This window comes from Bacteroides sp. OM05-12, assembly GCF_003438995.1.
In the GTDB taxonomy this organism is placed as follows: Bacteria; Bacteroidota; Bacteroidia; order Bacteroidales; family Bacteroidaceae; genus Bacteroides.
This window is the reverse complement of the sequence record NZ_QSUN01000031.1, coordinates 1-20,996: the sequence shown is the minus strand read 5'-3', so window position 1 is coordinate 20,996 and position 20,996 is coordinate 1. Positions and strand designations below refer to the sequence as shown.

General features: G+C 40.8%; 22 protein-coding genes, 1 tRNA gene and 1 pseudogene. 11 read left to right on the top strand and 13 right to left on the bottom strand.

The features are described 5' to 3' along the window. Positions 1–25 precede the first annotated feature (25 nt). Entirely contained in the window at positions 26–1,828 is a 1,803-nt protein-coding gene (locus tag DXB63_RS16120; RefSeq protein WP_122127413.1) for a LysM peptidoglycan-binding domain-containing protein, read from the top strand. 3 nt (positions 1,829–1,831) lie between these two features. Continuing rightward, positions 1,832–2,506, top strand: coding sequence for a porin family protein (locus DXB63_RS16115; protein ID WP_122127412.1), 675 nt, complete (start codon positions 1,832–1,834; stop codon positions 2,504–2,506). Between the two features lie 595 nt (positions 2,507–3,101). Here the strand turns inward: DXB63_RS16115 and DXB63_RS16110 are convergent. Next, positions 3,102–6,464, bottom strand: coding sequence for a carboxypeptidase regulatory-like domain-containing protein (locus tag DXB63_RS16110; RefSeq protein WP_233522882.1), 3,363 nt, complete (start codon positions 6,462–6,464; stop codon positions 3,102–3,104). 214 nt (positions 6,465–6,678) lie between these two features. Next, positions 6,679–8,367 (bottom strand): energy-dependent translational throttle protein EttA, encoded by a 1,689-nt coding sequence (ettA, locus tag DXB63_RS16105; RefSeq protein ID WP_122127410.1) that lies wholly within the window; start codon positions 8,365–8,367, stop codon positions 6,679–6,681. Between the two features lie 123 nt (positions 8,368–8,490). Here ettA and DXB63_RS16100 point away from each other — a divergent pair. From DXB63_RS16100 to DXB63_RS16055, 9 genes are all read left to right on the top strand, one after another. Beyond that, positions 8,491–8,563, top strand: a tRNA-Lys gene (locus DXB63_RS16100). A 274-nt stretch (positions 8,564–8,837) separates the two neighbouring features. Continuing rightward, on the top strand, positions 8,838–10,067 hold the full coding sequence (locus DXB63_RS16090; protein WP_122127409.1) for a site-specific integrase: 1,230 nt from the start codon (positions 8,838–8,840) through the stop codon (positions 10,065–10,067). A gap of 76 nt (positions 10,068–10,143) precedes the next feature. Beyond that, on the top strand, positions 10,144–10,719 hold the full coding sequence (locus tag DXB63_RS16085; RefSeq protein ID WP_122127408.1) for a site-specific integrase: 576 nt from the start codon (positions 10,144–10,146) through the stop codon (positions 10,717–10,719). Between the two features lie 11 nt (positions 10,720–10,730). Then, complete coding sequence (locus DXB63_RS16080) at positions 10,731–11,282, top strand: ORF6N domain-containing protein (RefSeq protein WP_025814922.1); 552 nt, start codon at positions 10,731–10,733, stop codon at positions 11,280–11,282. A gap of 257 nt (positions 11,283–11,539) precedes the next feature. Further along, positions 11,540–11,992 (top strand): RadC family protein, encoded by a 453-nt coding sequence (locus DXB63_RS16075; protein WP_007216044.1) that lies wholly within the window; start codon positions 11,540–11,542, stop codon positions 11,990–11,992. Positions 11,993–12,290: 298 nt separating this feature from the next. Then, on the top strand, positions 12,291–12,824 hold the full coding sequence (locus DXB63_RS16070) for an antirestriction protein ArdA (RefSeq protein WP_122127407.1): 534 nt from the start codon (positions 12,291–12,293) through the stop codon (positions 12,822–12,824). A gap of 43 nt (positions 12,825–12,867) precedes the next feature. Next, a complete protein-coding gene (locus tag DXB63_RS16065) occupies positions 12,868–13,080 on the top strand; it encodes a hypothetical protein (protein ID WP_044166134.1) in 213 nt (70 codons plus the stop codon). Positions 13,081–13,104: 24 nt separating this feature from the next. Continuing rightward, positions 13,105–13,320: a DUF3873 domain-containing protein gene (locus DXB63_RS16060; RefSeq protein WP_007483934.1), complete on the top strand. Its 216-nt coding sequence runs from the start codon at positions 13,105–13,107 to the stop codon at positions 13,318–13,320. A gap of 19 nt (positions 13,321–13,339) precedes the next feature. Beyond that, positions 13,340–13,819 carry a hypothetical protein gene (locus tag DXB63_RS16055; RefSeq protein WP_122127406.1) on the top strand — a complete coding sequence of 160 codons (480 nt, stop codon included), beginning with the start codon at positions 13,340–13,342 and terminating at the stop codon, positions 13,817–13,819. 300 nt (positions 13,820–14,119) lie between these two features. On the opposite strand, the gene DXB63_RS16050 is transcribed toward DXB63_RS16055, so the two are convergent. The 11 genes and pseudogenes from DXB63_RS16050 to DXB63_RS18445 form a co-directional block, all read right to left on the bottom strand. Next, the gene (locus DXB63_RS16050; protein ID WP_117981700.1) at positions 14,120–14,437 is read right to left on the bottom strand and encodes a hypothetical protein; all 318 of its coding nucleotides are present in this window, start codon (positions 14,435–14,437) and stop codon (positions 14,120–14,122) included. Positions 14,438–14,449: 12 nt separating this feature from the next. Beyond that, positions 14,450–14,899, bottom strand: a complete 450-nt coding sequence (locus DXB63_RS16045) for a DUF3872 domain-containing protein (protein WP_122127405.1) — start codon at positions 14,897–14,899, stop codon at positions 14,450–14,452. A 21-nt stretch (positions 14,900–14,920) separates the two neighbouring features. After that, a complete protein-coding gene (locus DXB63_RS16040) occupies positions 14,921–15,499 on the bottom strand; it encodes a conjugal transfer protein TraO (protein ID WP_044301369.1) in 579 nt (192 codons plus the stop codon). A gap of 2 nt (positions 15,500–15,501) precedes the next feature. Next, positions 15,502–16,410, bottom strand: coding sequence for a conjugative transposon protein TraN (gene traN, locus DXB63_RS16035; protein ID WP_118158788.1), 909 nt, complete (start codon positions 16,408–16,410; stop codon positions 15,502–15,504). A gap of 39 nt (positions 16,411–16,449) precedes the next feature. Then, complete coding sequence (gene traM, locus DXB63_RS16030; RefSeq protein WP_122127404.1) at positions 16,450–17,835, bottom strand: conjugative transposon protein TraM; 1,386 nt, start codon at positions 17,833–17,835, stop codon at positions 16,450–16,452. After that, complete coding sequence (locus DXB63_RS16025) at positions 17,810–18,115, bottom strand: TraL conjugative transposon family protein (RefSeq protein WP_122127403.1); 306 nt, start codon at positions 18,113–18,115, stop codon at positions 17,810–17,812. The genes traM and DXB63_RS16025 overlap by 26 nt, the downstream gene beginning before the upstream one ends. Positions 18,116–18,118: 3 nt before the next feature. Beyond that, positions 18,119–18,742, bottom strand: a complete 624-nt coding sequence (traK, locus tag DXB63_RS16020) for a conjugative transposon protein TraK (protein WP_015532621.1) — start codon at positions 18,740–18,742, stop codon at positions 18,119–18,121. A gap of 12 nt (positions 18,743–18,754) precedes the next feature. After that, on the bottom strand, positions 18,755–19,780 hold the full coding sequence (gene traJ, locus DXB63_RS16015; protein WP_122127402.1) for a conjugative transposon protein TraJ: 1,026 nt from the start codon (positions 19,778–19,780) through the stop codon (positions 18,755–18,757). An 18-nt stretch (positions 19,781–19,798) separates the two neighbouring features. Next, the gene (locus tag DXB63_RS16010; protein ID WP_120145318.1) at positions 19,799–20,428 is read right to left on the bottom strand and encodes a DUF4141 domain-containing protein; all 630 of its coding nucleotides are present in this window, start codon (positions 20,426–20,428) and stop codon (positions 19,799–19,801) included. A 4-nt stretch (positions 20,429–20,432) separates the two neighbouring features. Then, complete coding sequence (locus tag DXB63_RS16005) at positions 20,433–20,789, bottom strand: DUF3876 domain-containing protein (protein WP_011107103.1); 357 nt, start codon at positions 20,787–20,789, stop codon at positions 20,433–20,435. Between the two features lie 28 nt (positions 20,790–20,817). Next, a pseudogene (locus DXB63_RS18445) lies at positions 20,818–20,940 on the bottom strand (TraG family conjugative transposon ATPase); the annotation flags it as partial. Positions 20,941–20,996 lie beyond the last annotated feature (56 nt).

The following is a 20,996-nucleotide window of genomic DNA, read 5'->3' as shown; positions in this document are numbered from 1 at the left end:
AATTCATATTTTTACAAGAAAACAAATGAAATTAATTAATTGCCTGTTAGTCTCATTATTATTAATAAGCTCTCCGTGCATACACATCACAGCACAGGAAAATACAACTCTTTCGGAACCTTATTTTTTACATACAATAGAAAAAGGACAAAGCCTGTACTCTATTTCCAGTATGTATAATGTGAGCCAAGCAGATATCATACGTTTGAATCCGGGATGTGATGAAAAGATTTATGCCGGACAAACCTTGAAAATACCCCAGGCAAAAGGACATAAGCAATCTCAGTTATTCCACACTATCCAGCCGCAGGAAACACTTTATCAACTTACGGTAAAATACGGCATTTCGGCAAAAGCCATTTGTGATGCCAACCCCGGACTTAGTGCCAACAACTTTAGAATAGGGGAAGTTATTGTAATACCTTCTACAGAAGAAACAATAAAAGAACAAACTTCTGCCAAGAACCCTTCTACTCCGGAAACACAATCACCTGCTATGGATGGAAAATCAAAGTGCAGGGATATGCACAAAGTTGCTAAAAAAGAAACAATATTCAGCGTAAGCCGTAAATACGGTATTACTGAACAAGAGTTAATCGCAGCTAATCCGGAACTAAAACAGGGAATGAAGAAAGGAACATTCTTATGCATACCCTACCCTTCTTCCGCACAACAATCTCAGAAAGAGCAAACTAATAAAGAAAAACCAGTAAGCGATAATGAATTGTTTGCCAAAAACAGAGAAGAAAGCAAAAAAATATCTACGATAAAAGCCGCAATCATTCTGCCTTTCCTGGATGAAACCAATAAAAGCGAGGCTAACAGAATGGTAGAATACTATGAAGGTTTCCTGATGGCGGTAGATAGTCTGAAAAAAAGCGGGGTTTCAATTGATTTATATACGTATGATTCGGGAAATGCCAAGTCTTCTTTATCTCCTATTCTAAACAGAAAAGAACTGAAAGAGATGAATATTATTTTCGGTCCGATGCACTCGTCCCACATTAAACCCTTGGCAGACTTCGCGCGCAACAATAATATCAATCTGGTAATCCCATTCTCATCAAAAGGAAGCGAGGTATTTAATAATCCGAACGTTTATCAGATAAATACCCCTCAATCATATTTATATTCGGAAGTTTACGAGCATTTCACCCGAAAATTCCCGAATGCGAACGTTATCATACTGCAAACCGACAATACAGATAAGGAAAAGACCGACTTTATACAAGGATTGAAGCAAGAATTGAAAAGTCATTCCATACCTTATCAATCGGTAAGTGCAAACGCCACGAAAGACAATCTTAAAAAACTGCTTGTAAGCGGTAAAGAGAACATATTTATTCCGACCTCCGGTTCCAATATAATGTTAATCAAAACGTTACCACAATTACTTTTATTGACAAGAGAAAACCCCGAACAAAAAATCAATCTGTTCGGATACCCGGAATGGCAAACTTATACGAAAGACCATTTAGATGGCTTTTATGAGTTAGATACTTATTTCTATTCCTCATTCTACACGAACAACCTGTTTCCTTCGGCTGTTAATTTCACTAATAACTACCGGAAATGGTATGGTAAAGACATGACCAACAGTTATCCTAAATTCGGAATGTTAGGATTTGATACGGGATTTTTCTTTCTAAAAGCTTTGTCTCGCTACGGAAGCAACTTTGATGAGTATATCAAAGACGTAAACGTGACTCCTATACAAACCGGATTCAAATTTGACCGTGTGAACAACTGGGGAGGATTTATCAATAAAAAAGTATTCTTTGTACACTTCACCAAAGACTACGAATTAGTTAAATTAGACTTTGAATAACCAATGAGTTACAAACATATTCTTGCTGCACTATTGCTTATATGCTGTTTACCCGCATTTTCTCAGATCGGAGAACTTCGAAATAACTGGGCTATCGGAGTAAACGGAGGCGTTAATCTTAGTCAGGTTAGTTTTGAATCCGCAGTGCGGGTAAAAGAAAAATTTCAATTAGGACCTACATTCGGTGTAACAGCCCGTTATATTTCCGAAAAATACTTCGCCATGATTTGCGGAGTACAACTGGAGTTAAACTACTCCCAAAGAGGCTGGAAAGAAGATCCGGAAGAAAAGCCATATACATATAATCGTGTCATGAATTATCTGGAAATGCCTTTTCTTGTACATTTGGCTTTTGGAAAAGACCGTGGAGCACAATTTTTCGTCAATGCCGGTCCGCAATTAGGTTATTTCATCAGTGAAAAAGAGAATTATGGAGGCGATTGGGAGAAATATCCCTATGAACAGCATGGCAAGATGGTCGAAAAGAAGTTCGACTATGGTATTGTAGGAGGTGCAGGTGTCGAGATTAGAACCGGAGCCGGTAATTTCCTTGTAGAAGGAAGATATTACTTCGGATTGGGTGACTTTTTTAACAGTAGCAAGAAAGATTATTTCGAACGTTCCGCCCACACCACCATTTCTGCAAAAGTTACCTATTTATTCGATATTACGAAGTAAAAAAGTCACTAAAAACGGAATTACCAACAAGTTCTTTCATCCTTCAGTCCTCTTTTAAACATCAATGTATAAATGGGTTATCCTGAAAGATTCCAATAAAAAAGCTTCAGTGCAAGAAAGTATTTTCTAAAAATAAAGGACCGCACCTTTCTCGTCAAACGATAGGAGTTTGTAAACAAACGACCGTATCTTTAAAAACAAACATAAGGTTGATTGTAGAAAAACACCGGAATGTGTCAAAATCAAAGTATCCAAGTTTCCCCGCTTGAGCGGGGATTAAGAGGTGTGTGATCTTTCTTTAATTATTCAACTTTAGACAATTCACACACCCCCTACCCCCGCTCAAGCGGGGAAATTGAGAAACCTCATGTTTTTTAAAACAACCAAGATGATTTTTTAATCTATAACTCTGTCAGCCTACGAAAATTAAAGTTCAGGATAAACAACTCATGCACAATCCATTGCATCATAACTGAAGGATGAAGGATATAGTCGTGCAATCTGATTTTGCCCCCATATATCAAAAAAAGTGCCCGAAAGGATTTACCTTCCGGACACTTTTTATTTACTTGTTTGTTATCTTATTCCTGATATATCAATTAAAGATATAACGTACACTGAATTGTATTGAATAAGTAGAACCAAATCCTTGGTAATCTTTGAATGTCTTAGTCAAAGTTTGTGAACCATCCTTATTCATATTGAAAGCTCGCATACCATTATTATTAACAAGTTTTCCTTCTAAATCCGTAGCAACTTTCAAAGGAGATGTTGCGTTGGTTGTTGTTTGTTTATAAAGCCCCCACTTATTACATAACAAGTTTCCTACATTCATAATATCAATTCCAAACTGCAATGTATTACGTTGTTTTCCGATATTAAGATAGAAGTTCTGCATAAACTTAAAGTCAAACTGATGATGCCAAGGCATAATTGCAGCATTTCTTTCTGCATATTCACCTTTATGTTTACTTAAGTAGTCATCCTGATTAAGGAAATTCCAAAAATCTTCAGCTTGTTGTGCAGCAGTATATATCACCTGATCACCAGGATTTCCTTCACCTGAATATGTCACAGTTTCGCCTTTACTGTTTACACCTCTCTTAATATCCAAAAAAGTAAGTTCATCTTTAGATTTCGGAATATACATCAATGGATTAGCACCACCGTCGTCCACAGGATTATTACTATAAGTATATCCGTAACGAGAATAAGAATAGATATTAGAATAACCTAATTGGCTTCCTTCATAAATCAATGAAACAGAAGAACCGAAATTCTTTGCATAATCCTTATGATAGCCTACAGAAGCAATAATACGGCTTGGAGCCACATAGCTGGCATATCCAATCTCATGTGCATTCGACCCATTCACAGAATAAGTATTTGTTTTCCAAGCAGAAGTAACCTGGTCACCGATTCCGTCACTATATGATTTAGCATGTGAATAAGTGTAAGCAAATGATAAATCCAAACCAAAATTAAAGTTCTTACGTAATTGAGCAGAAATAGAATAATAATAAGCTTTATCCCCACCATTTTCTATTAAATAAGGGGCAACATTTTTCCTTTCACTATTCTTATTAACAAAACTATATCCGTAATAAAGACGATTATCATTTTCCGATAATTTAAACTCACTTGGATCACTTAAACCAACATTAGTAACAACAATTGGATTAATATCTTTATTAAAGATTCCCTCTAAAGTAAAATCAATATCTCCCGGCAATTTAGCATCGAAAGCCAAAGATGTCTTAAATGTAGAAGGCATTTTCAAATCTTCCGCCATAATAGTAGGTGACTGCGGTGCTGTTAGATCTTTTTCCACAAAAGCTCCACCATACATTTCGTTCAAAATACCCGGCAAAGTCGGACTAAAGTTAGGAGCTTCATTAGAATTATATGTAAACATTGAATATTGACCTACATTAGAATTACCAACGGTCGATACAATCCATACAAATGGGATACGTCCTGTATAAAGTCCCATACCACCACGAAGCACATATTTACGTTCACCGGTCATATCCCAGTTAAATCCAACGCGCGGAGAAAGATTTACCGTAGTTTTAGGCATTGTACTAGTAGAATAATGCTTCCCGTGAAACAGCAAATCTGCAAATTCTTTATTGTAATTATTATCCAGAGCCGGATAAATAGGAACTTCCAAACGTAAACCTGCCGTCAATTTAAAATTCTCAGAGAATGCCATTTCATCCTGATAATAAAGGGATACCTGTTCATAATTGAAGGTTGCATTTTCTTGAGTCAGACTGTTATTATTCGGATGAGTAATAGCAAAAGCAGAAGGCTTTCTTTTATTCACAAAATCATCCCATGAAGAGAACACATAATATCCGGCACCTGCAGGCATAAATCCATTTTCCGAATGATCAAATTCATATTGTACACCGGCAGTCATATTATGGATTCCTGTTGAATAGTTCAATTCATCCGTAGCAGTAACTGTTTTTACACGACTCAAGTTACCATAAGTAAATGGGTCCGGTCCGAAAGAAGCATAAACATCACCATCTTTCAAGATATCGACAGTCGGGAAGAAAGAACCGTCTGTTTCTCTCGGTTGATCCTGATAAGAATATGCAACACGTAACACGTTATTCATCTTTCCATCCATAAAACGAGCATTCCATTCGGAAGCAATACTCATAAAATCACGAATTTGGTAATAGCGGGAGTTTTCATAAGTTAACGCATAATTAGAACTACGCGAACCACCAGCTCCATGTCCCGGATATATCGTAGTATTACTCATCGGAGAAGTTGAATTGGAAGGAGAATTAGAATCTTTCGTATGTGTTTTTGTAAAACGGAAGTTCAACTTATTATTGGAGTTAATATTCCAATCAACGCGAGCCATCACACGATAAGCAGGAGTAGACACATCATAACCGGAATAACGACCGGTCTTATATCCGTAAGTTTCGCTCATATACTTACTCATCATATCCATGTCTGCAACAGTAGGACGATGAACATTATTTTTATTCCACTCAGCATTTTCATCAACACGTGCTATGGCAGTAGGGCCGGCAGTTATATTATCTTCATATTCACCATTTACGAAGAAGAATAATTTATCTTTGATAATCGGTCCACCTATACTTGCACCATAAGTATAATATTGTGCTTTAGAGCGAGTTAAATCATAATCACGTACATGTATACCTTTTAAATTCTGATTATTTAAATAAGTATAGGCCGTAGCTTTAAACTGATTGCTACCGGATTTTGTAACCGCATTGATAGCACCACCGGTAAAGCCACTCTGACGAACATCATACGGAGTTACAGAAACAGAAATCTGTTCCAATGCATCCAATGAGATCGGAGAACCGTTAGCCGGAAGATTCTGTCCAATACCGAACATATTATTAAATGCGGCACCGTCCACCGTAACAAATGACTGGCGATAGTTACCTCCACCTACAGCAAAACCATTTGTTGTAGAAGAAGATTGCGGAGAAAGACGCATAATATCATTCATACTACGGCTAACAGTCGGGATTGCAGCCATTTGCTGACTATTAATGTTAGTAATAGCCCCGGCACGGTCACTATTCATATTACTGTTAGAAGAACCTACCACAACAATTTCATCAAGTAGCTCCGAAGATTCACGCATTGAAACATTTAATACATAGTTGGAAGCCAACTGAAGATTAATTCCTTTATAAATTGCCGTTTGATAACCAACATAAGAAATCTCCACTTTATATGGTCCTCCAACTTGCATTCCCTGGATTGAAAAAAGACCATCAACATTAGTGATTGTTCCATACCTGGTACCGGAAGGTTCATGAATGGCTAATACGGTTGCGCCGATAACAGCTTCATTCTGGGCAGTTACTTTACCACTCATACTGGCAGTAGTAACCTGGGCATTAACCAAAGTAGTAAGCATTAACATTGCTACTACTAAAAAAGATCGCATTCTTTTTAATAACATAATGTAATTGGTTAGATTAATACTAAAGATCAATTCATCTAAAAGCGCAACAAAGATAATTAATATTATTTAGTTATACATTACATTTGCATTTCATCTTTTAACGAAAAATCAAATTCTTCCAAAATAAACACAAAAAGACCTTTGCACTTGAACAATGCAAAGGTCTATAAACTATTGTTTTATAACTACTTATTTACTAATCTTCCATCAATTTGCGATAACGTACCCGTTTAGGTTCTTCAGCACCCAAACGCTTTAATTTATTTTCTTCATACTCTGAATACGATCCTTCAAAGAAAAACACCTCCGAATTTCCTTCAAAAGCTAAAATATGAGTACATATACGATCAAGGAACCAGCGGTCATGCGAAATAACAACAGCACAGCCCGCAAAATCTTCCAAGCCCTCCTCCAATGCCCGAAGTGTATTTACATCAATATCATTGGTAGGCTCATCAAGCAATAGAACGTTACCTTCTTCTTTTAATGCCATAGCTAAATGCAAACGATTACGTTCACCACCGGAAAGCATACCGCAAAGTTTCTCTTGATCACCACCGGAAAAATTAAAACGTGACAAGTAAGCACGGGCATTAACATCTCTGCCTCCCAAACGAATCAACTCGTTGCCACCGGAAATCACCTGGTAAACGCTTTTATCAGCCTCTATATCCCTATGTTGCTGATCTACATAAGCAATCTTCACGGTATCTCCCACTTCAAACGTTCCTTTATCCACTTGTTCCAAGCCCATAATTAAACGGAAAAGAGTTGTTTTACCTGCTCCATTAGGGCCAATAACACCAACAATGCCATTTGGTGGCAACATAAAGTTAAGATTATCGAACAACAACTTATCACCATAAGCTTTCTGTACTCCAATAGCTTCAATCACTTTATTTCCTAAACGAGGACCGTTCGGTATAAAGATCTCGAGCTTCTCTTCTTTTTCTTTTTGGTCTTCATTTAAAAGCTTATCATAAGAATTCAAACGAGCTTTACCTTTAGCCTGACGAGCTTTCGGAGCCATACGCACCCACTCTAACTCTCTTTCAAGAGTTTTACGGCGTTTACTAACTGTTTTCTCCTCCATTTCCATACGTTTGGTCTTTTGCTCCAACCAAGAAGAATAATTTCCTTTCCAAGGAATACCTTCACCACGGTCGAGTTCCAGAATCCATCCTGCAACATGATCAAGGAAATAGCGGTCATGAGTAATACAAATCACCGTACCTTCATATTGCTGTAAATGCTGTTCCAGCCAATCAATAGACTCTGCGTCTAAATGGTTGGTAGGTTCATCAAGCAATAAAATATCAGGTTTTTGAAGCAACAAACGGCACAATGCTACACGACGACGCTCACCACCGGATAAAAATTTCATCGGTTGATCTTCAGGTGGACAACGTAATGCATCCATTGCTCTTTCCAATTTACTATCCAAGTTCCATGCATCAGTAGAATCTATAATATCTTGTAATTCAGCCTGACGAGCAAAGAGTTGATCCATCTTATCTTGATCTTCATAATATTCCGGTAAACCAAATTTAAGGTTTATCTCTTCATATTCCGCTAAAGTATCAACAATAGGCTGTACACCTTCCATCACAACCTCCTTTACGGTTTTAGTATCATCCAAATGAGGTTCCTGAGCCAGATAACCAACAGAATAACCTGGTGAAAACACAACCTCGCCTTGATACGATTTATCCAAGCCTGCAATGATTTTCAACAAAGTTGACTTACCCGAACCGTTTAAACCTATAATACCGATTTTAGCTCCATAAAAGAAAGATAGATAGATATCTTTCAACACTTGCTTATTATTTTGGAAGGACTTGCTCACTCCTACCATCGAAAAAATTATTTTCTTATCATCTGCCATATTTCTATATATATAATGTGTCGAATATATTTCGGTACAAATATAGGAAAAAGTATAAAATAATTTTGGACTTTTAATAAATAGTTATACCTTTGCACCCGCTTAACAGCAATAAAAAGGATTGATTCGCTAGCTCAGCAGGTAGAGCACAACACTTTTAATGTTGGGGTCCTGGGTTCGAGCCCCAGGCGGATCACATAAGAACAAAGCCAAACGGCGACAAAAAAGAGACAAGTCCTACAATATCAACGTATTGTAGGACTTTTTTTATTGTTTCAGTCTTGCTTAAAAGACAAAAAAGGGGCACGAAAAGACACGGTTGAGTATCCAAATCGTACCCCCTTCCCCAAAAAACGATTAGGGGGTACGATTGTCAGAAAATGGCTTACTTTTGACGTGATTTGTCTATACTCTATTTATCTCATTTACAGTGATTAAAATTAGTTTTGCAATCTAAAAAAAGTGAGATTATGAAGAATGAAAAAAGTACTTTCAGCGTATTGTTTTACCTGAAAAAAGACAAGATGAAAAAGAATGGTTTAGTACCCATTCATGCCCGTATCACAATCAACGGCAAACAGACCCAATTCAATACCAAGTTAGAAGTATTAGAAACTAACTGGAAATCCGGCAGAGCCACAGGTAAATCTATGGAGATACAAAGGCTTAACTCCATGCTGGACGACATCAAAGCAAATATACGTTCCCACTTCCACAATCAATTAATGCGGGATAGTTATGTTACACCCGAAAGCGTGAAAAATGCACTATTGGGAAAAGAGGAAGAAGCAAATACCATTATTTCTTTTTTTACTCAACACAACGACCAATACAAGAAAAAGGTCGAAGCGGGAGAAGCGACCCCCAAAACATACAGCAGATACGAACTAACCAAGTTACGCCTGACTGAATACATGAAAGATGAATATCGTGTATCAGATATGCCGATACGCCAAATCAACAAGGTATTCATCGAAAACTTCTACCTATATATAATAAAGAACCACGACTGTTCACCCAATACGGCAATGAAGTTTATCCAGCGTTTCCGCACGGTGGTAAACTTTGCACAAGGTACGGGATTGATTACTGCCGACCCGTTCGCCAATTATAAACTCAAATTCGAGTATATAGAAAGAGGGTATCTTGACAAGGACGAGATAAGCAGGATATGCAATAAAGATTTTGCTTCAAAACGGTTGGAACAAGTGCGGGATATATTCATTTTTAGCTGCTATACGGGACTTTCATACGTGGATATATGCGAATTAACCAGCAACGATATACGTTTGGCATTTGATGATAATTTGTGGATTATAAAGAAGCGTCACAAGACAAAAGTAACATCGAATATCCGGTTACTGGATATTCCGAAAGCTATCCTGAACAAATACGAGGGAAAACTTAAAAACGGTCAGCTATTACCAGTTATCAGCAATCAAAAGATGAATGATTATTTGAAAGAAATTGCCATCGTATGCGGAATTGACAAAAACGTCACCTTCCATCTTGCCCGCCATACGTTTGCAACGACCATTACTTTAGCCAATGGTGTACCCATAGAAAGTGTTTCTAAAATGCTGGGACACACGGATATTCGCACTACACAAATATACGCAAAAGTGATAGATACGAAGTTGAGTAACGACATGGAATTATTGGCACAAAAAATCAATATCAAAAGCCCTGTTACTTTATAATAGAACCGGAACTGGTCACAAACTGTGACCAGTTCCTTACCAACTACATACTAATAATCTTATAATTAATTGATATATGAAATTATTACCAATTAAAAATACTTGCCTAACATTAGAAGAAGTTAGTCTTATTTTGAAAGCCCGATTTACAACAGTACGTTTAGACAAAATCCGGGATATATTTCTCTTTTCATGCTTCACAGGATTAAATTATAGCAATATTAAAAATCTGACTACAAAGAATTTAGTCGTTACTCCTAACGGGAAATACTGGATAAAGATTTATATACAGAAAAGCAGCGTTCCAATGAATATTCCTCTTTTGGATATACCACGTATTATTTTAGAGAAATACAGTGAATATTCAAATAGCACAAGATTACTGCTGCCTGTACCCAGCATTCAAAAGATGAATTACTACCTTAAAGAAGTAGGCGAAGAATGTAAAATAGAAAAGCAGCTTACCTTCAATTTTGCAAGACATACGTTCGTTTACACTATCTTAAAGGGTAACGGTTTAGCAACAGAAACAGTAAATAAACTCACAGAAAGAAAGTCTTTGAACTGTGGAAAAGTTACTGATTTTCAGCTATACAAGGCAATGGAAAAAGTTTCAGAGAAATTAAAAGAGAACAATATTATTAACATCTAAATGACGAAATTATGGACTTACAAATCATCCAAAGCAAGATTTATGAAATCAGAGGTTGCCGTGTCATGCTCGACAGTGACCTTGCGGCACTTTACCAAGTGGAAACAAAAGCATTGAAACAGGCTGTAAAACGTAATATCGACCGCTTCCCGGACGACTTTATGTTTCAGCTTACCAAAGAGGAAATGGAATCTTTAAGGTCACAAGTTATGACCTTAGAAAAAGAAACAGGGGACGAAACAAACTTGAGGTCACAAACTGTGACCTCAAGATGGGGTGGCTCTCGTTATCAAAATTTTGTGTTCACCGAGCAAGGGGTCGCCATGATTTCATCCGTTTTAAGAAGCGATACAGCCGTTAAGGTGAATATCTCCATCATGCGTGCTTTCGTCCTCATGCGCCAAATGTCAATCGGTTACGAGGAACTTCTTAAACGCATTGAAGAACTGGAACAGAGTACGGACGCACAATTCAGCGAAGTTTACCAAGCACTTACCCAGTTACTAAGCAAACCCCAACCAAAACCACGCAAACCGATAGGATATAGAACCTATGACGAATAACGGTTTAAGGTATTCGGTTGTCTAAGGGGTGTCACCAGTGATACCCCTTTTCAGTTCCCTAAAGTAATGTATCTCAATCACAAATTTTAGCAAAGGTACAGCCCGGCGGGGACAAGTACCAAATCTGAACCGTTCCGGTTTTCTAAAAAATCTCCACACCTACGGGTCGTATTTTTTGAAAAGATTAGGTTGAAGTCCCCGCCAAACTGTGGGTGTCCGGCAAAATTTCTTATTGTTTAATTTAAAATTCAAGCGTTATGAAAACAACAGAATTTACCATGCCGGAAATCACTATCTCTTATAAAGACAATGTAAAAGCATCCGAAAGAATAAAAATACTCTCTTCTGAAACTTCTTATTCTTACTTAAAACCTTTCTATTCCGAATGTATGGAACACCACGAAGAAAGTTATGTAATGTTCCTCAATCGGGCAAACAAGGCTTTAGGCGTTTCCCTTATCTCTAAAGGCGGCATGGCTGAAACTGTAATGGACGTGAAAATCATCCTGCAAACAGCCTTAAAAGTCCATGCTTCGGGCATCATCCTCTCACATAACCACCCATCGGGCAATCTACGTCCGAGCGAACCGGACAAGCAAATCACCTCAAAAATAAAAGAAGCCTGCAAGGTCTTGGATTTACACCTGTTAGACCATATCATCCTGACAGAAGAAAGCTATTACAGTTTTACAGACGAGGGGCTTTTATAAGCCCTTTTTTTACTCTCTCATTATCCAATACAAAAAGCCTGATGGCTTTTGTTTCTATCCTCTTAAACAAGAGAAAAATTTTCCCTAAAACTGATTGGAACATTGTCAAAGGTATATCCGTGCCTGTTACTGTTCAAATTATTTTTTAGAAATCTCCACACCTGCGGGTAGTATTTCATAAATAATAATTTGCCCTGTACCAGTCCCGAACCTTTGAAAAGACAATGTTCCCATTCAGTTAAAGGAAAAATTTATGTGGTGGGCGACAAGCGATGCAAACAATTAAAATTCAAAAGTCATGGAAACAGTAACATTATCAGAAGCAAGAGTTTATGTAGGTACTTACAACAAGTATAACAGTGGTTCACTTTTCGGCAAGTGGTTAGACCTTTCCGATTATTCGGACAAGGACGAATTTATGGAAGCGTGCCGGGAACTGCACAAGGACGACCAAGACCCGGAATTTATGTTTCAGGATTACGAGAATATCCCGGAAGCCCTGATTTCCGAAAGTTGGCTTTCCGATAAGTTCTTTGAGCTTCGGGATGCCATCGAGAAACTAAGCGAAACCGAGCAGGAAGCGTTTTTCGTATGGTGCGACCACCACAACAGCGATATAAGCGAAGAAGATGCGGACGACCTTATTTCTTCTTTTGAGGACGAATATCAGGGAGAATATAAGGACGAGGAAGATTACGCCTATGAAATCGTAGAGGAATGTTACGACCTGCCGGAGTTCGCAAAGACCTATTTTGATTATTCGGCTTTTGCCCGTGACCTGTTTATGACTGATTACTGGATGGATAACGGTTTTGTTTTCCGTTGCGCCTGATTACTAACCGGGTGGAGCAATCCACCCACAACACACCAAGACAATGAAAGTATATAATAAGATAACGACTTTTTTACGATGGTTCATACTTGCTTTTATCATCTATCAGGCAGCCACCAGCACCGCCGGAATGTGGATAGCCCTAATCATAGGCTTTTTTATTATCCGGTTCGTTCTCCGGCTGCTTATCTCTGCCGTTTACCTGTTTTTTATGGCATTTATTTTCATTGTGCTGCTTTCACTTCTGATTATCTGACAACTCATTTTAAATTATAACAATATGGAAAGTTTAAACAAAAACGGGGTAAGCATTACCCAAACACCGGGAGAGGAAAAATATGTAAAATGCTGTTTAGGCGCATTTAGGGGACAAATCTATTATCAATATGATTACCGCCATACAGACGGCGAACTGTTCAGCACCCTTGCCAAAACACTTGACGAGTGCCGCAAACGGCGGGATGAATGGATGGCGAAAAAAGAAAAGGTACAATAACAATTTAAAAGTTACATTTATGAAAACGACAGAAGTAAATAAAAGGATTATCGGCAGACGTTGCAAGTGTATATTTACGGGCTTACTGGTAACGGGTATTATTGAAGCCGTAGAAGAAAACGAACATTCCGTGCAGGTGAAAGTACGTTTTGACACGCCGCACCAGTGGGGGGATGAACTTTATTCCTATGACTGGTCTTTCGGACGTAAAATAGACGGTTTCGGGTCTTTGAAATATTTGGAACTGTTGCCCGACGAAACGACATTCGATGCAATGATAGTTACTTTCGGCGACCCTATCGGCACACTGGACGGTATTTTTGAAGATGTGAAAACATGGGGTGTCTGTTCCCTGAAAGGCTGGATAGATAGCTACGAAAGCACCCGTTTCACGCCCATAGACGTAGATAAGGCAGTTATAACGAGTGAATATAATATGGAATGTGTAAAAGAGTGGTTTGAACATAACACACCCATAAAGGACATTATAATCGGTTAATGAAGAACGGCGGCAAATGCCGCCGCTACTTTCTTTCCGTGAGCCGAAGCGGAAAAAGAAAGATAGCAAAGAAACCTGTTTCCATTCCCTATAAAAAGATAACCCGCCGGGAAATACCCGCCGGATTATCTATCATAACATTACGCATAACGCATCATTCCAATTCTTCGCCCCATAGTTCCTTATCGGTCGGAGCGTATTTCATTTCATGCCAGCACCAGCCACCCACCAACAGGTAAAAGGCAGCCAAAGCCATAAAGAAATTACATATCATAAGGATAGTATATCTGAAACCTGATATTATTCCTCATGGTGCAGAAAGGTTACTTTCAGAACACATACCATTTCTTCATCTTCGGCATCAAATTTCCACGTCCGCTTTTTGACAACCATTTCCGTATCAAAATCGAAATGTTCCAGTACGGGTGCATTATCTTCTTCATCCGCCCACCTGAAAGCCTGATTAGACGGTGTTTTCCTTAATTCCACCCGGTCAAATTGGGAAATGCTTTCTTTATCCACTATCACAATATCACCGACTACCGGAACTGCATCCGTTTTCCATGTGGTATTTACAAAAAATGAAATACCGTTTATATCCAATTCTATTTTAACCATGTCCTTTTTACTTTATTTGTTTTCTTCTTCCTTGTTATTGTCATTGTTAAATGAAAATGTTAATTGCTGTAACGTCCCGAAGCTATCCTGAAAATACACATCTACCGTTTGTTGGTCGGTCGATGCGGAAGTATAGTAAAGCCGGAATGTTTCACCCGGAAGCGGGTATAGGTCATTCGGCAGTAAAACCGTCCCATCGGACATTTTCAGTGTTCCCGCCCCGTCCGGCTGGAAATAGCGGATGAAATACTTTGTTTCCTCAAACCGCCCGTCCCGGTGAAGCTGGCAGCGTATTTCCGCCGTTTCACCCACTTTTAATTTTTTCGGCACTGGCATCGTTTCGATACTGAACGGGTAAGACTGCTGTATATCCACGTTGTCATTACACGCACCCACTAATAACAAGGCGGCCATTACATAGCAGCCTATCAAAATGCGGCTTATAATCTTTCTCATATACATTATATATAATAGGTTAGTTTATCACATTATAAATTTCAGTCCCACGCCAAACTGTGTATGGAACTTTCCGACTGAAGAACCGAACAGGCATCTTTCCCTTGCGTTAATCAGGAACACCACCCGGTCGGTAATGTAACTTTCCAGTTCCAGCGTCAGCGCACCGCCATAGACAAAACCGTCCTTATCGGTCAGGGTCGAGCCATCGGGCAGCAATTTATCGCCCCAGTTGCTTGTTTCGTACCCGGCAAGGGCAGACAAGCCCAGCGAAAGGAAAAAGGTTTTCTTTCTGTCTGAAAGGAAATTCAGATAGTAACCGCCCTCACCTGTAAACTGGCTTACGGGTATCTGCAAATCCTTATAGGGGTAATGCTTTTCGAGATATTCCCCGCCGACAACCCACCTGTTCCCGTTTTTGGTATAGGTACTCATGGCAGCCCCGAAGTAATAGGCAAAATCACTTTTACTGTTCCAGTGAACGCCGTCCGCCATGCCGCCCGTAACCTGCAAACCTTTCATTCCCGGCAGACATCTTTGTGCGTGTGCCTGGTTGAAAGTCAGGCACAGCACAAAAAGGGATATAATACAGCATATCCTTTTCATGTTCATTTGATTTTAAGTTCATTAATCACTTTTGCCGCCACGATGTCGGAGTTCTCCACCCGGATAGTTTGGTGTCTGCCCCCGTTCTTTTCCACCAGTTCGATAACTAATATCTTATCGTCAGGGATAGTGAACTGCGGAACGGTGTACACGGTGCGGACGGTACTTTTGCCGCCGATAACCAGTATCTCGTTATAGCTCCGCACCGGGTCGATAACGGTTTCCTGAATCGCCGTTCTTTTGGCTACTTTCTTATCCACAATCTTGAAACGGATAAAGTCGGTATCAAACGGCACGTTTGAACTGTTCTTTGTTTGTGTGTGGAAGTAGAACAGCCCGTTATGCGAATAAATGCCCTTTACCAAGAACTGCACCCCGAACCGCTTGCATCCCAAATGCTTTATTTCCCGGTCATTGTTTTTGTAGATGGACTGCATAATCAGCTTTACCAAAAGCGGGCTTTCGTTACCCAGTTCACGGAAATAGATGTTCATCCGGGTATGGCTGAAATCTGTTGTATCCTCATTCTCCAAGAAGTCTTTCATTTCGATGTTCAGCATTTCCGGTTCGTGTGCGTATTTTGCGTTAAAACTGTAAAAGCTGCCATCCTCACAGATAACGGAAAAATTGGTTTCACCGGGAAAGCCCTCTGTCGTAGCCTTGACCCTGACAACATTTTCCGCCCCGTCCGCTTTTCCGGCAATGATGTAGTTACTGCCTAAGTCCACGTACTTAACGGCAGACGGGAAAATGATATGTACCGTTTTGGCGAACGTCACCTGTACGCCGTAAGGTGTCACCATTTGGCGGTAAGGCAGCTTTTTAGTAATACCCTGATACAAATCGTTACTTTGTGCTTTCATTGAAACCACGCCCAAGAGTAGGGCGAACATGATAATTAACTTTTTCATTTGGATTGAAATTTTTATGGTTGATAATTGATAAATAGATTATTGCTGTTTGGCGTAAAGCATCACCTGATAGTTCGCTTTCAGGTGTACTTTTACCGTTCTGAACTTCTTGGCAAGGTATTGTGAACCGCCCTGCATCAAGCCCCTTGTAATATCCATTGCGACCTGCTGCCCGGCACTTTGCGCAAAGGAAATGCTCGTACCCAGTCCCGCACCGATATTCGCCATCGCTTCTTTTGCTGCTTCCTGTTCCAGTGACGAGGGGACGGAAAGCCCCTTTTGCCCGTCACTGTCGTAAACGGCAAGTTCCACCGGAATGATGTTACCCGCATATTCGAGCGAGGACACCAGTATGACGAGCCGTTCCCCCTGTACTTTGGCACTTCCTGAAACAAGGCTGTTTTTCGGGACAATCACGTTCCCCGCCTGTAACGGTTCTAACAGCCGGAGCTTGACGGTCTGCCCGTCCATAAGTGTTTGGTCGTTATGAACACACGCCCGGATAGTGTTCTTTCCCATCGAATAACCACTGCCGACCGCCGTATTAAACCCGTAATTGCGTGGCTTGCTGTATTCGGCGACAAATTCGGCGTTGCTCATAGGTTGTTGCAATCCTGAAACCGTCCTGTCCGATACCGATTTTACAGGTGTGGCATTTCCTTTGCCCTGAACAGGTGCGGACGGTGCGACCTGTGCAATCTGTCCCGGTTGCGGTGGTACGCTTTGCCCGTTCTGTCCGTTCATGTATTTTGCCGCCAGTTCGTAGGATTTTTCCATAAGAGCCACCTGTTCATCCATGCTGCCCGCACCGTTTTCTTTCGCATCGAGCCGGGCAGTGAGTTCTTCCACCTGACGTTTCAATTCCTCTTTTTCCTTGTCCTCTTTCGGCGTTTCGTAGAAACTGCCTAACTGACGGTTCATGTCCCGGTAAGCTGCCGCCGAAGACCGGATAGAGGAACGGCTATTGTTCGGCGCACCCGCCCCGAAGTCTATTACATTGGTTTTCGGTTTTTCTGCCGGAGCATCATCTATCAGGGTCAAATCTTCCCCGTTCCCGTTTTCCTCTCCGAGCGAAAAGGCAAAATCCTGCAAGGAGCGCATCTTGTCTGCTTGTTTGTTCTCCATTTGTTCCTGTTCGTAGGCTGTCTTTTTATCGCTGATTATCCCGTCCCCTTTGGGCTGCGGAATATCGGCGTTAAATCCGCCCACGCTTTCCACCTTTGCTTCGTCCTTATCGGACGGTGCAAAAATCAGGTATATAGACCCCAAGAAAACCAGTCCCAGAAGCGGGTAAACCAGCATCTTTTTTCGTTGCTGTATCTGCTGTGGGGTCAGTTCCTTTTTTTCCTTTACCTGTTTTTCAGGTTCTTTCTTCCTGTCCGTTTCCGGTGCGGGAACTTCATTTTTCACTTCTTTTTCTTCCATTGTCTGACTGATTAAAAATGTTCGTACTGTCTTTACTTTGTAACTGCAACTGCCTGATGTGTTCTATCCGTATGGTTTCGCCATCCTCTTTTCCTATCCGGTAAATGGATGATACCGTAAAGTAGATGGATAGCCCGCCGAAGAACAGGAGCATAAGCAGGATTACCGCCAGCCTTATTTCCGGTGTCATGCGCCCGCACAGGCGGCGGAGTTTTTCATCCGCCCAGTCCTGCACATGGGTAATTGCCTGATTAACCGGAGAGAGAATTTTCCGTATCATGGCTTACCGCTTTATGGTGTTCAAGTCCTTGTTTTCCGTTATCTCGAAACTTTCCATCATAAAGCCGTGCGGGTTGTTGTCACTTCTTACGGCGTTCAATAACCGGCAACGGGTGACAAGGCTTCTTTCCGTCACGCTGCTTTCACGGATAATCATTTGGCGGGCATAGGTAGCCACCGCATACGGGTACACATCGAAATTGCAAGAAACGCTGTCTATCTGTATGGTCTGACTGATATTGCCTGAAATGATACGGTTGTAATATCCCTTTTCCGAGAGGTCACGGTAATAGTTAAATGCGCTCTTATCAGCGAGGAACAGCGACCGTTTGATATTGCTTTCGATAGCGTTCTTATCCGGTGAGAGCGTGAAAAAGAGTTCGTGAAAACGCTTCACGTGTTCCCTTGCTTCGACCGGACGGTTTTGTGTCAGGTCTTGCGAAAGCGCAAGCATCAACGATTTGCCACCGTCCAGCACATAAATCTTTTGCCGTTGCGCTTCGGCAAACGTGTAGGAGTTCCAAACGGCATAACCCGTTATCAGGGTACACATAACGACAAACACGATACCGAAAAGCCGTATCTGTTTGAAACTGGTTTCAATATTCTTTAAACTTTTAAATTCCATCTTGATTTTTAATTATTGATTACTTTTGATTAGTTTACCGCCGACCCTGCCGCCAGCGTTCCCGGTGGCTGCTCCGGCTACCGCACCAACTCCGCTACCTGTTTTGTTAGCTGCACTGTTTATATTCCGGCTCATGTTGCCCATTCCGCCCGCCTGAATAATCCAGTTCGATACGGTGGGAATTGTGAAGTAACCGATGATACCGATTATCATAAAAATTATGTACACTGAATTGCTGCTATCGGGTACGAAATTGGGGTCTGATAGCTCCTGAATATCCTTTTGGAGCATAAGCACCTGTATTCGGGCAAGAATGGAACTGAACAGGTCTGAAACGGGTAGCCACAGGTAAACGGAAATGTACCTTGTTATCCATTGGGTCAGTGTCGCCTGAAAGCCATCATATACACTGATGGCAAAGGCTATCGGACCCAGTATGGCAAGGACAATCAAGAAAAAGGTTCGGATAGTGTCTATCACAAGGGCTGCCGATTGAAAGAGCAGTTCCAAAAGTTCCCTGAACCAATCCCGGACGGATTGCTTAATATTGTGGGCTGCCCTATCCATGTACATACCGCCCATTGTGGCAATATCTTTGGCAGACCATCCCAATTCGTCAATCTGTTTATCAAATGCTTCATCCGAAACAAGGTAAGCCGTTTCCGGATTGCGCACCATCGCTTCATATTCCAGTTTGTCCTTTTGTTCCCGGTAGGCGTTCATATCGAAAGTTTGCGTTTCGAGCATATTGTTACACCCCTTGACTACTGGCGACATCACGCTGTTAATCGTACCCAGTACGAGTGTGGGAAAGAACATAATACAGAAACCAATCACAAAAGGACGGAGCAAAGGGTAAACGTCTATCGGTTCGGCACTGGCGAGCGACTGCCATACTTTGGCAGCCACATAAAACAAAGCCCCCAGTCCCGCTATTCCTTTGGCTACCCCCGCCATGTTTGCGCAAAGTGGCATCATATCCGTGTACAGACTTCGTAAAATCTGATGCAGGTTATCAAATTCGATTGCTAATAACATACTACTTATTTTTAGAAGTTACCAGTAACGTTCATCCGCCGAACCATACAAAGCCATTACCCGGTCGGTGTCCTTTTTCTTTTTCGCCCGCAGGTAGGAAACAGAAATATTTTTCCGGGTATAGTAGCTCACCAAATCCCGGTAGTTCCTGATGGAGTTATACGTCCGGTCGATAACGTCCATCCGTTCTTTATCCGACATGGAAAGCCCGTTGATGTTCACCACGCTTTTCATTTCTTCCAGCACATCGGAACTTTCCTGCAACAGTTGGGTATATCCGTAGGCAATCGCCGAAAGCTCGTCCGGCGTATAGTTTTCATCCGAAAGCATCTTCTGAAAACTGTTCACATAGATGTCGGAAATCTCACCGATAAGCAGGATAGACTTTTGTACTTTCCGGGCATCTTTGACAAGGTTATGCACTGATTTTAAGGCATCATAATAATCTTTTCCCTGTTGATAAATCTTTACCGTTTCCTGAAAATTCTTTATCATATTCTGTGCGGTCGAAGAAGTCTGAATGATGTTCTTTGACGCATTGATAATCCCTTGCGCCAAGTTGCCGGGGTCACTCACCACCCATTGTGCGTTTACCTTTCCGACAAACAGGCTGCATACTACAAGCAGCATTATAATCTTTGTTTTCATACGCTTACTTCTTTATTGGTTGGTTACTCCGTTTATATTCTCCGCCGGGAGAAAGCAGAATCCGGTCATTCTCTTTGTCATAAGTCAGCAGGACGGACAACCCCGTTTCGATGAACAGGTTTCCGTCTTGTTCTGAAATCTGATAGGTTTCCGTTTGGATAGTCCCCCGGTAGGTCTTTCGATAGGTCGTTACCCGGTAATGCCCGTTTTCCTCAAAGAGGGTAAACGCCGGACGGTTTTTCACGCTTTCCCAGTCGCCACGCATCGCCCTAAGACGGTCGGCGTTCGTTTCCTTACAGGAAGAAAGCCCCAGTAACAAGGTGCATAACAGCACCGGAAACAGGAATTTTAAATGTTTCATACTGATTGATTATTAAATTGTTGATTGATTATTTTTCGGGATTTCGCTTGCTTTCGGCAAGCCGTTTGATAGCCAGTTCGAGATTGCCACCTAACTTTTCGGATAAAGCGAAAAGTTCCATTTTTTCCGTTTCTTCGGTGGTATATGTGTAGGCTAAGTACCCAACGCCTTGTCATATTTCTATGATAGGTTTCCGAGTACTCGCCT

Bases quoted from the DNA above. Each gene is read 5' to 3' on its own strand.
- DXB63_RS16120 (WP_122127413.1), top strand. From the start codon at position 26: ATGAAATTAATTAATTGCCTGTTAGTCTCATTATTATTAATAAGCTCT.
- DXB63_RS16115 (WP_122127412.1), top strand. From the start codon at position 1,832: ATGAGTTACAAACATATTCTTGCTGCACTATTGCTTATATGCTGTTTA.
- DXB63_RS16110 (WP_233522882.1), bottom strand. From the start codon at position 6,464: ATGCGATCTTTTTTAGTAGTAGCAATGTTAATGCTTACTACTTTGGTT.
- ettA (WP_122127410.1), bottom strand. From the start codon at position 8,367: ATGGCAGATGATAAGAAAATAATTTTTTCGATGGTAGGAGTGAGCAAG.
- DXB63_RS16090 (WP_122127409.1), top strand. From the start codon at position 8,838: ATGAAGAATGAAAAAAGTACTTTCAGCGTATTGTTTTACCTGAAAAAA.
- DXB63_RS16085 (WP_122127408.1), top strand. From the start codon at position 10,144: ATGAAATTATTACCAATTAAAAATACTTGCCTAACATTAGAAGAAGTT.
- DXB63_RS16080 (WP_025814922.1), top strand. From the start codon at position 10,731: ATGGACTTACAAATCATCCAAAGCAAGATTTATGAAATCAGAGGTTGC.
- DXB63_RS16075 (WP_007216044.1), top strand. From the start codon at position 11,540: ATGAAAACAACAGAATTTACCATGCCGGAAATCACTATCTCTTATAAA.
- DXB63_RS16070 (WP_122127407.1), top strand. From the start codon at position 12,291: ATGGAAACAGTAACATTATCAGAAGCAAGAGTTTATGTAGGTACTTAC.
- DXB63_RS16065 (WP_044166134.1), top strand. From the start codon at position 12,868: ATGAAAGTATATAATAAGATAACGACTTTTTTACGATGGTTCATACTT.
- DXB63_RS16060 (WP_007483934.1), top strand. From the start codon at position 13,105: ATGGAAAGTTTAAACAAAAACGGGGTAAGCATTACCCAAACACCGGGA.
- DXB63_RS16055 (WP_122127406.1), top strand. From the start codon at position 13,340: ATGAAAACGACAGAAGTAAATAAAAGGATTATCGGCAGACGTTGCAAG.
- DXB63_RS16050 (WP_117981700.1), bottom strand. From the start codon at position 14,437: ATGGTTAAAATAGAATTGGATATAAACGGTATTTCATTTTTTGTAAAT.
- DXB63_RS16045 (WP_122127405.1), bottom strand. From the start codon at position 14,899: ATGTATATGAGAAAGATTATAAGCCGCATTTTGATAGGCTGCTATGTA.
- DXB63_RS16040 (WP_044301369.1), bottom strand. From the start codon at position 15,499: ATGAAAAGGATATGCTGTATTATATCCCTTTTTGTGCTGTGCCTGACT.
- traN (WP_118158788.1), bottom strand. From the start codon at position 16,410: ATGAAAAAGTTAATTATCATGTTCGCCCTACTCTTGGGCGTGGTTTCA.
- traM (WP_122127404.1), bottom strand. From the start codon at position 17,835: ATGGAAGAAAAAGAAGTGAAAAATGAAGTTCCCGCACCGGAAACGGAC.
- DXB63_RS16025 (WP_122127403.1), bottom strand. From the start codon at position 18,115: ATGATACGGAAAATTCTCTCTCCGGTTAATCAGGCAATTACCCATGTG.
- traK (WP_015532621.1), bottom strand. From the start codon at position 18,742: ATGGAATTTAAAAGTTTAAAGAATATTGAAACCAGTTTCAAACAGATA.
- traJ (WP_122127402.1), bottom strand. From the start codon at position 19,780: ATGTTATTAGCAATCGAATTTGATAACCTGCATCAGATTTTACGAAGT.
- DXB63_RS16010 (WP_120145318.1), bottom strand. From the start codon at position 20,428: ATGAAAACAAAGATTATAATGCTGCTTGTAGTATGCAGCCTGTTTGTC.
- DXB63_RS16005 (WP_011107103.1), bottom strand. From the start codon at position 20,789: ATGAAACATTTAAAATTCCTGTTTCCGGTGCTGTTATGCACCTTGTTA.